Here is a 9,158-nt window from a genome sequence, read left to right as displayed (position 1 = left end):
CATGAACACATTCTCTCGCGGCCGGCAGGGCATTCGCCAGCAAGCGATCATTAGATTCAACAGAGGGCGGTAACCAAATCTAATGGACGCCGGGACCAGGCCGACGTTCAATGGATGGGGTGACCGGCTACGACGGCCCGACCGGCTGGGCGCGCCTACCGGCCTGACCTCGTCCCGGGCCCAGCTGTCGCTCCCGGCCGCCGGGACCTCCTCAATCGATCGGGCCTCTCGGCCTATGCCCATCCTGCGGCTGAGGGGATAGCTACGCCCACGCCCGGTGCCACACCGTGCCGTCGGATTTGCGGATCACCACGTCCAGGGCGCCGTTCGGGCGGCCGGTCGCGTTCGGGCCCGTGACTATGCCGGAGCCCTGCAGGGATCCCCAGCCGTTCCACGTCCCGGCCGTCGAACGGTAGCGGTGGTACACCGGTCCGGTGTCGGCGGCGATGGCGTACAGGTCGATCAGGCCGTTCGGTCGCACGTCGAGGCCGGGGCTCGCGAAGTAGGGAGTGCCGCCCGGCGGTGTGCCGGTGTCGTACCAGCCGCTCCACCCGGCCGACGGTGACCAGACCCGGTGGTAGTAGAAGCCGTTGGTGTTGAGGGCGGCCACCCAGACGGTGCCGTCGGGGCCGCCGGCGGCGGCGGGCGGGCCGGTCCAGCCGCCGCCCAGGTTCTCCCAGGTGCGCGGCCACGCCCCGCCGGTCCACGCCTGGTGGTAGATGTTGCCGTTGACGGCGCGGGTCCAGACGTCGACCGTGCCGTTCGGCCGGGTGGACACGGCCGGCGAGAAGGCCGGGCCGCTCGGTGGGCCGCCGAGGTTCTCCCAGGTGCGCCAGCCACCGTCGTACGCCTTGTGCCACACCAGGCCGGCGGCCGTCACCACCACGCTGAGCCGGCCGCCGGAGCGCGCCACCGCCGACACGTCGTTGCCGATGATCTGATCGCTGCCGGCCGGGGAGCCGAGTGCCTCCCAGGCGCTCCAGCCCGAGCCGGACGCCCAGAACCGGTGCTGGACGTTGGTGGGGCTCGCGGCGAAGACGTCCACCACGCTCGAGCTGCGGGCCGCCACGGCCGGCTTGCCCGACCCGGAGATCGCACCCAGGTTTTCCCAGGCCTGCCAGGAGGCGGCGGACGCCGGGGGTGCCAGACCCACTACAGCCGCCACGATGGCCAGGAAAACCGCCGCCAATCGGCGCATCGCTTCACCGCTCCCAATGATCGAGATCAATGCGTACGCCGGTCAGGCTAGCGGGGACGGGCGGGCCGGCGCGTCGTGCTGACGGGGATCCGACCCCTCATTCCAGTGCGGCTGCCTTGCGGAGCAGGACCGCTCGCTCGCGGGTGTTGCGGCACAAGCGGGCGGCCAGTTCCAGCTCGGCCCGGGCCTCGGCGGTTCGGCCCAGGCGGGTGAGCAGTTCCCCGCGTACGGTCGGCAGCAGGTGCGATCCGGCCAGCCGGTCGGTGGCGAGCAGGTTGTCCACGATGACCAGGGCTGGTTCCGGGCCGCTCGCCATGGCTACCGCGACGGCCCGGTTCAGCTCGACGATCGGGGACGGGGCGACCCGGCCGAGGGCCTCATAGAGCAGCACTATCTTCTCCCAATCGGTGTCCGCCACCGACGGTGCCAGGGCGTGACAGGCGGCGATCGCGGCCTGCAGCCCGTACGCTCCGAGGCCTCGGCCCAACGCCGTCGCCCGCCGGATCGCGGCGAGGCCGCGCCGGATCGCCGACCTGTCCCACAATCGCCGGTTCTGCTCCTCCAGCAGCACCGCCTCCCCGTCCGGGCCGGTCCGGGCGGCGAACCGGGCGGCCGTGAGCTCGCACAGGCCGAGCAGCCCGTGCACCTCGGGCTCGTCGGGGATCAGCGCGGCCAGCATCCGGATCAGGCGGATCGCCTCGGCGGCCAGGTCCACCCGCAGGAGGTCCTCGCCGGCCGTGGCGGTGGAGCCCTCGGTGAAGATCACGTAGAGCACGCTCAGGATGCCGCCCAGCCGCTCCCGGCGCTGCTCGGCCGGGGGCAGCTCGAACGGCACCCCGGCCGCGCCGATCGTCTTCTTGGCTCGGGTGATCCGGGCCTGGATCGTCGGCACCGGCACGAGGAACGCCCGCGCGATCTCCTCGCTGGTCAGGCCGCCGACCGCCCGCAGGGTCAGCGCGACCCGGGCCTCGGGGGAGAGCACCGGGTGGCAGGCGATGAACATCAGCGCCAGCACGTCGTCGTCGATCCGGTCGGGGTCCCACGGCAGCTCGTCGGGTCCGGACTCCTCCTCGGCGATCAGGGCGTACTTGTCGTCCTGGACGGCCCGGCGGCGGAAGTGGTCGATCGCCCGCCGCCGGCCGACGACCAGCAGCCAGCCGCCCGGGTTGGCCGGGACGCCCTCGGCCGTCCAAGTGACGAGGGCTTCCGCGATCGCCTCCTGTGCGACGTCCTCGGCCAGCGCGAAGTCGCCGGTGTAGCGGGCGAGCGCGCCCACGATTCGGGGCGACTCGATCCGCCACACCGCCTCGACCGCACGCCGGGCCTCGGCCGGACCCGGTGGGACCATCAGAGCTGGCCGGTCCGCTCGCGCCACGCCTTCTCCCGGACGACCCACTCGTTGTCCTGGGGGAACTCGTCGATCGCGGGCACCCGGCGGATCTCGCACTTCGAGCCGGTCATCGCCGGGATCCGCTTGGCCCACTCGACCGCCTCCTCCTTGGTGGCGACGTCGAGGATGTAGAAGCCGCCGAACAGCTCCTTGGTCTCCCCGTACGGCCCGTCGGTGACGACCGGGGTCTCGCCGCTGAAGTCGACCACCACGCCCTGGCCCGGGTCGTCCAGGCCCTCGGCGGCGACCAGCACTCCGGCCTTGATCAGCTCGTCGTTGAACCGTCCCATGGTCTCGAGCATCTCCTCGAACGGCGTGTCCATCATCTTCGCCATCGACTCGTCGGTGCCCCGCAGGATCAGCATGTACTTGGCCATCGTGATGTCCCCTTGATCTCGGTTTCCGGTCGCTTCCCGACCCTCTCACCCTCAGGTCGAACGGCCCGGCCCTGGGATCGACACGACGGGCAGAAATTTTGTGAAGAGTCACTGCAACAAGAGCGGCCCTCGACGCACGGCTTAAGAGTCCCCTAAGTCATTCACAGGAATCAATGAGCCTCGATGTGGGTCATGGCGGCTTACGCTCCGTTCAATCCCCCCGCCGAAAGGAACCTGTGCCGTGAGATCAGTGCGGAACGCCCTCGCCGCATCGACCGTCGCCGCGGTCGGCCTCGTCCTGCTCGCCGCCCCGGCGTCCGCCGCGACGGTCGTGGTCAGCAACGTGACCGACCTGTCCAACGCCATCAAGAATGCCTCCGCCGGCACCGTCATCCAGGTCCGTGGCGGCACCTACTACCCGACGGCCACTCTGCAGTCGACGGCCAACGGCACCTCGTCCTCGCCGGTCACGCTCACCGCGTACGGCTCGGAGGTGGTCAAGATCAGCGGAACGAGCCTGCCCAGCGGCTCCTGGATCTTCAAGCTGACGGCCGACTACTGGAACGTTTCAAACATCACCTTCCAGAACTCGCCGGACAGCGCGGTCGTCTGCCAGTCCTGCACCGGCACCACCTGGAACAACGTCAAGACCATCAACGGCGGTGACTCCGGATTCACGCTCACCGGCGACGGCACCGCGAACAACACCGTCAAGAACATCGACTCGTACGGCAACTACGACGCCGCCGCGCACGGGGAGAACGCGGACGGTATCGCCATCAAGTTCGGCTCGGGCAGCGGGAACCTGGTCACCGGCGCCCGGCTGTACAACAACTCCGACGACGGGATCGACCTGTGGTCCTTCTCCTCGCCGGTCACCATCGAACACACCTGGTCGTTCGGCAACGGCAAGAACCGCTGGGGCGACTCCGCCTTCGCCGGTGACGGCAACGGTTACAAGCTCGGCGGTGACGGCGAGACGGTGGCGCACGTGGTGAACAACTCGGCCGCGTGGGACGACGCCGGCAACGGTTTCACCGAGAACTCCAACAAGGGTGCGATCGTCATCAACCGCACCACCGCCTACGCCAACGGCAACTGGGGTTACTACTTCAGCACCAGTTCGGCGAAGCTCGGTAAGAACCTCGCCGTCGGCAACGGCAGCGGTGCGGCGACCAAGGGCTCCTCGGTCGTCTCGGCCGGCAACAACTGGGACAGCGGCATCAGCACCCCGTCGTTCGTCTCGACGGATGCCACCTCCTGCTACAACGCTCGCTCGTCCAGCGGCACGCTGCCCGCCACCACGTTCCTGACGACGGGCAGCAGCACCATCGGCGCCACCATGAACTGAGCCTCGGCCCGGGCCCGGGGCCAGCGGTCAGTCCGGGGTGGTCGTCGTTCCTACACCGCTGATCTGCCACTTTTCTCGTGCGGAGCCGGCGATGGCAGTCGACGCGCCGGGCTCGTGCGGGCGCTGGGCGTAGCCGTCCCGGACGACGGTGCGGTGCACGAACGCGTTCCGGGTCCACGGGATGAATTCCAGCAGTGGGGCGGTCTCGCTGAGGAACGTGCCGGCCAGGTGCTGGTGGACCTGCATCATGTCGCCGGCGTGCGGGACCACGCGCAGGCCGTTGGCGGCGGCGTGCTGGGCCACCTGCATCCACTCGGTCACGCCGCCGACGCGGGTCACGTCCACCTGGATGACGCGCAGCGCGTCGGCGGCGATGAAGTTCGCGAACGCCTGGTACGAGTAGAGGCTCTCGCCGGCCGCGATGTCGACCGTCGTGGCCGCCTGCAGTCGCCGGTGGGCCGGGATGTCGTCGGCGTGCACCGGCTCCTCGAACCAGTCCATGCCCACCTCGGCCAGCACCGGCAGCAGGCGGTTCGCGGTGCTGAAGTCCCAGCGCTGGTTCGCGTCGCACATCAGCGTGATGGCCGTGCCGACGGCCTGGCGGGCGGCGCGTACCCGGGCCGCGTCCTCCCGCCAGTTCTCCTTGCCGACCTTGACCTTGACCCGCTGCCAGCCCTGGTCGACCAGCGAGCCGAGATCACGGACGAGTTCGGCGGTGCTGAGGTTGAGCCAGCCGCCGTCGGTGTTGTAGGTCTCGATGTCGTCGGCCGTGCCGCCGAGCAGGCGCCACAGCGGCAGGCCGGCGCGCTGGGCGGCGAGGTCCCACAGCGCGATGTCGACCATCGACAGGGCCATGTGTACGACGCCGGCCCGGCCGATCCAGTGCGTCGGCCGCCAGTAGAGCCGCTTCCAGGTGCCGAGGATGTCCTCGGATCCGGTGCCGAGCAGGGCCGGCGCGTAGTAGTTGTCGATCACCTGGGTCAGCAGCTCGGCGCCGTTGTGCACGCCGGAGATGCCGGTGCCGACCCGGCCGTCCGCGGTGCGGATCTCCACCACCGGGACGGTCCAGGCGGTCAGCCGGGTGGTCGCGTCGTTCAGGGTCTGCGCCAGCGGCACGGCCAGTGCGTATGTCTCGATCGAGGTGATGACCGCGCCCTCGTCGCCGAGCGCCGGCTCGGCGAGAGACGAGGAGAGCAGACCCTGAACGTGTTCCACTAGTGCTCCTTAGCGGGTGGTGTAGCGGATGACATCGGTACGCATGACGTCGCCCGACACCTTCACGGCGGCGAACGTGTGCTGCCCGCTCTTCAGCCCCGAGGCGCTGAAGACCTTCTGCTGGGTCGAGCGGGTGGCAGTACGGGTGTCGACCCGCTTGACCACCTTGCCGTCGATGTAGATGTCGACCAGCCCCTGGTCGGGTGCGGTGGCGGTGATCCAGTCGACGGCGGTGCCGGTGAAGGCGTACGAAACCTTGTTGCCGTTGATCTTGGTGGTGTGGACGTCGTCCAGATAGTCACCGCGGAACGCGAAGTCCAGCTGGGCCGGGCCGAGCGGGAGGGTGGCGAGGTAGGCCGAACGCAGGGTCACGGTCGACCCCGACACGGTGTAGTCGGTGCCCTTGCGTAGTCCGGTGATGCCGAGGAACTCGCTGCCGTCGCGCAGCAACTTGACCTGGACGTCGGCCGGGGCCTTCCGGTCGAACGACGCCGTGGGCGGGTCGAGCAGGCTCGGCTGGAGCACGTCGATCCGGTCGACGAGCATGTAGGAGCCGGACTTCTTCACGGCCATCAGCGTGTGACTGCCGTCGGGCAGGTCGCTCACCGTGAAGACGGTCTGCTGAGCCAGGCGCGGCTGGCCCTGCTCCCGGCCGGTGTTCACGGTCTTCACGAGCTGGCCGTCCAGGTAGATGTCGACCTCGCCCTGCGAGGTGTCCATCTCGGTGACGTAGGAGACGCCGGTGCCGGTGAACGTGTACTGGAACGAGTCGCCGTTGCGCTCGGTGTAGTGCACGTTGTCGTTGTAGTCGCCGAGACCGCGGCCGGTGCTCTGCGACCAGGTCCCGGCGTACGCGATGCCCTGATCGTTGTCGTCGTGGGTGATCGTGCGGACCGGGCCGGTCGTCGACGGCGGCGCGGTGGTGCCGGTGTCGGTGACATTCAGCGTCAGTGGCTGCGAGGTCGCCGCAACGCCCTCCCGGCTCCAATCTCCCTGGTAGCCGACCCGCAGCGCGTCGTCGTTGACCGCGACGCCGGCACCCGGCTGCGGCGTGACCTTGAGTAGCCGTACGCCATGGATCGGCACGCCGGAGGCGGTGAATTTCGCCGGGAAGCGACCGAGGTCCTTGCGATCCCACAGGTCGCGCACGGTGGCGGCGCCGGTCAGGCCGATGTCCGACCAGTTCACGGTGACGTCCTTGTCGGTGCGGCCGAGGTTGAACAGCGCGACCGTGTAGCTGCCGTCGGCGTTGAGCGCGTACCAGATCGGCTGTTGCGCCGACGCGGACACCGGGCGGGCCGGGGTGCCGGCCTGGTCGGCCGCGATCACCTCCGGGTTAGTGAGCAGGCTCAGGCCGTACGCGTCGAGGCTGGTCAGGTCGTTGCCGAGGTACAGCGGCGCGGCCGAGATCGCCCACAACGTCATCGCGCTGCGCCGTTCGTCCCTGGTCAGGCCGTCCATGGCGCCGTTGCCGACGTTGAGCGAGTCGAGGTCGTTCCACCCGCCGTTGCCGGCGTTGCGCCACCAGGTCGCCAGGTCGGGGAAGAGCCGGGCGATGTTCTGCCACTGGGTGAGTGCCTCGTTGGCGCAGTAGCACTCGACGTCCCAGTCGATCCGCCAGCCGTTCGCCTTGGACCGCCAGTAGTCGGCGTACTTCGGGTCGAGCGCCCAGGACAGCTCGAACCAGATCTTGTGCTTCTTCAGGGCCGACGACCAGGCGGCGACGTCGTCGCGGGCGTCGAGCGAGAGGTCGCTGATCCCGGAACCGGGCGTGACGCTGTCGAACTTGACGAAGTTGACGCCCCACTTCGCGAACAGGTCCACGATGGAGTCGATGTACTTCTGCGAGCACGGGTTGGTGAAGTCGATCCGGTAGCCGATGTTCCAGTAGTCGGCCTGCTGGGTCGGCTGCTTGACGATGTCGTGGGTGGTGCAGCCGGGCGCGCCGGCGACCGGCAGGCTCGCCTCGTACACCGCGGGGGAGATGCCCGGGATCATGTAGAGGCCGAACTTCTGGCCGTTCGCGTGGACGTGGTCGATGACCTTCTGGAAGTCCTTCATGGGTTTCGGCCGGCCGTTGGCGTCGACCCCGTCGTTCCAGCCGGCGTCGACGTTGATGTAGTTGTAGCCGTACCTCTGCAGCTTGGCGTGCATCGCGTCGGACTGCTTGATGAGCTGTTCGGGCGTGATCCACTTACCGTTGCCGGAGTAGACCTGCATGCTGTAGCTGCTCCAGCCCATGTAGGGCTTGGTGGCCCACGGGTCGGGGGTCTCCGCCTTCAGCGCGGCGGGCAGCGGTGCGGCGGCGGCCCGCGCGCCGGGTGGCGGACTCGGCTTCGGCCCGGCTTGCGCCGGATAGGCGGTCAGGAGAAGAAGCATCGCGGCGCCGAGGACGGCGGCGGGACGGCGTGACCTCACGGTCGTACCTCCGGATTTTTCTTTTGGGGGCGGGGATCTCAGGAAGCGACGAAAGCCTGGATGCTGACGGTGGCGGCGCCGCGCGCCCACTCCTCGAAGGGCAGTGGCCGCACGGACAGCGGGCATTGGGCGGCGGCGCCGAAGGCCTGGCGCTCGAAGCCGGTGCGGATGTGCGTCTCGAACAGGTCGTAGGCGGCCAGTCCCTCGCCGGAGACGACGATGTGGGCCGGGCCGACCAGGTTGGCGACCGCGGCGATGCCGCAGCCGATCGCCTCGCCGGCCGCGGCGAAAACCGCACCGGCGCGTACGTCACCGGCGCGCGCCGCGGCGACTGCATCATCGAAGTTGAGCCCGGACCGGCGGACGATGGCGTCGGTGCCGGCGATGGCCTCCACGCAACCGCGCCCGCCGCAGTGGCAGACGGGACCGTTCACGTCGACGCCGATGTGGCCGATCTCGCCGGCCACGCCGTGCGAGCCGGACACCAGCCGGCCGTTGACGACCAGGCCGCAGCCGATGCCGGTGCCCACGGTGACCAGGGCGAAGGACTCAGCGCCGACGCCCTCGCCGAACCAGTGCTCGGCGATGGTCAGCGCCTTCACGTCGTTCTCGACCGTGACGGTCAGCCCGGTGGCCTTCTCGGCGCGTTCCCGCAGCGGCACGTCGTGCCAGTGCAGGAACGGTGAGTACCGGACCAGGCCGGTGGCGCGATCGACGTCGCCGGAGACGGCCAGGCCCAGCCGCCGGGTGCGGGTGCGGTCATCGATCAGGTCGTCGACGAGGTGGCCGAGCTCGGTGAGGACGTAGTCGACGTCGTTGCCCAGCAGCGGCCGATGGATCGATTTCCGCACCTGCGCGCCGAGGTCGCAGAGCACGCCGATCAGCTCGTCCGCCGTGATCTTCACGCCGACGAAGAACTCCCGGCCGGCCCGGATGGCCAGCGGGCTGGCCGGCCGTCCCGCGCCGGGGCCGGACCGCTCGGTCGCGGCGAGTTCCCGCAGGTAGCCCTGCTCGATAAGGGGCCGGACCGCCTTGGTGACCGCGGCCTGGGACAGGCCGAGCCGGCGGGCGAGGGCGACGCGACTGAGCGGACCCTCGGTCAGCACGGCCGTCAGCACAGCGGTCATCGCCGGTGCGACGGATTCGGCCTCAGGCAACATGGCCGAAACGTAGGCCAGCCCGTTACGGAAATCAATACTTGACGAAGGA

General features: G+C 69.7%; 7 protein-coding genes. 1 reads left to right on the top strand and 6 read right to left on the bottom strand.

The window, feature by feature from the left end; translation table 11 throughout:
* Window positions 1–262: 262 nt before the first annotated feature.
* The 3 genes from Ato02nite_RS46520 to Ato02nite_RS46510 form a co-directional block, all read right to left on the bottom strand.
* Window positions 263–1,198, bottom strand: a complete 936-nt coding sequence (locus Ato02nite_RS46520) for a DUF8189 domain-containing protein (RefSeq protein WP_213013150.1) — start codon at window positions 1,196–1,198, stop codon at window positions 263–265.
* A 97-nt stretch (window positions 1,199–1,295) separates the two neighbouring features.
* Entirely contained in the window at window positions 1,296–2,546 is a 1,251-nt protein-coding gene (locus Ato02nite_RS46515) for an RNA polymerase sigma factor (RefSeq protein WP_213013153.1), read from the bottom strand.
* Window positions 2,546–2,965, bottom strand: a complete 420-nt coding sequence (locus Ato02nite_RS46510; protein WP_213013149.1) for a YciI family protein — start codon at window positions 2,963–2,965, stop codon at window positions 2,546–2,548. Before Ato02nite_RS46510 ends, Ato02nite_RS46515 begins: the two co-directional genes overlap by 1 nt.
* Before the next feature lie 241 nt (window positions 2,966–3,206).
* Between Ato02nite_RS46510 and Ato02nite_RS46505 the strand changes: the two genes are divergently transcribed.
* Window positions 3,207–4,316: a right-handed parallel beta-helix repeat-containing protein gene (locus tag Ato02nite_RS46505; RefSeq protein ID WP_213013148.1), complete on the top strand. Its 1,110-nt coding sequence runs from the start codon at window positions 3,207–3,209 to the stop codon at window positions 4,314–4,316.
* Window positions 4,317–4,343: 27 nt separating this feature from the next.
* Here Ato02nite_RS46505 and Ato02nite_RS46500 read toward each other — a convergent pair whose 3' ends face one another.
* The 3 genes from Ato02nite_RS46500 to Ato02nite_RS46490 are packed head-to-tail and all read right to left on the bottom strand — an operon-like array spanning window position 4,344 to window position 9,109.
* Complete coding sequence (locus Ato02nite_RS46500; protein WP_213013147.1) at window positions 4,344–5,531, bottom strand: mandelate racemase/muconate lactonizing enzyme family protein; 1,188 nt, start codon at window positions 5,529–5,531, stop codon at window positions 4,344–4,346.
* Between the two features lie 9 nt (window positions 5,532–5,540).
* The gene (locus Ato02nite_RS46495; RefSeq protein WP_246608152.1) at window positions 5,541–7,949 is read right to left on the bottom strand and encodes a X2-like carbohydrate binding domain-containing protein; all 2,409 of its coding nucleotides are present in this window, start codon (window positions 7,947–7,949) and stop codon (window positions 5,541–5,543) included.
* Window positions 7,950–7,987: 38 nt separating this feature from the next.
* On the bottom strand, window positions 7,988–9,109 hold the full coding sequence (locus Ato02nite_RS46490) for an ROK family transcriptional regulator (protein ID WP_213013146.1): 1,122 nt from the start codon (window positions 9,107–9,109) through the stop codon (window positions 7,988–7,990).
* Between the last annotated feature and the right edge of the window lie 49 nt (window positions 9,110–9,158).

The sequence above is a fragment of the Paractinoplanes toevensis genome, assembly GCF_018332695.1.
Classification (GTDB): Bacteria; Actinomycetota; Actinomycetes; order Mycobacteriales; family Micromonosporaceae; genus Actinoplanes; species Actinoplanes toevensis.
This window is presented reverse-complemented; position numbering and strand designations above follow the sequence as displayed.

What these genes read in the sequence shown, in the direction of transcription:
- Ato02nite_RS46520 (WP_213013150.1), bottom strand. Translation starts at nt 1,198, where the DNA reads ATGCGCCGATTGGCGGCGGTTTTCCTGGCCATCGTGGCGGCTGTAGTG.
- Ato02nite_RS46515 (WP_213013153.1), bottom strand. Translation starts at nt 2,546, where the DNA reads ATGGTCCCACCGGGTCCGGCCGAGGCCCGGCGTGCGGTCGAGGCGGTG.
- Ato02nite_RS46510 (WP_213013149.1), bottom strand. Translation starts at nt 2,965, where the DNA reads ATGGCCAAGTACATGCTGATCCTGCGGGGCACCGACGAGTCGATGGCG.
- Ato02nite_RS46490 (WP_213013146.1), bottom strand. Translation starts at nt 9,109, where the DNA reads ATGTTGCCTGAGGCCGAATCCGTCGCACCGGCGATGACCGCTGTGCTG.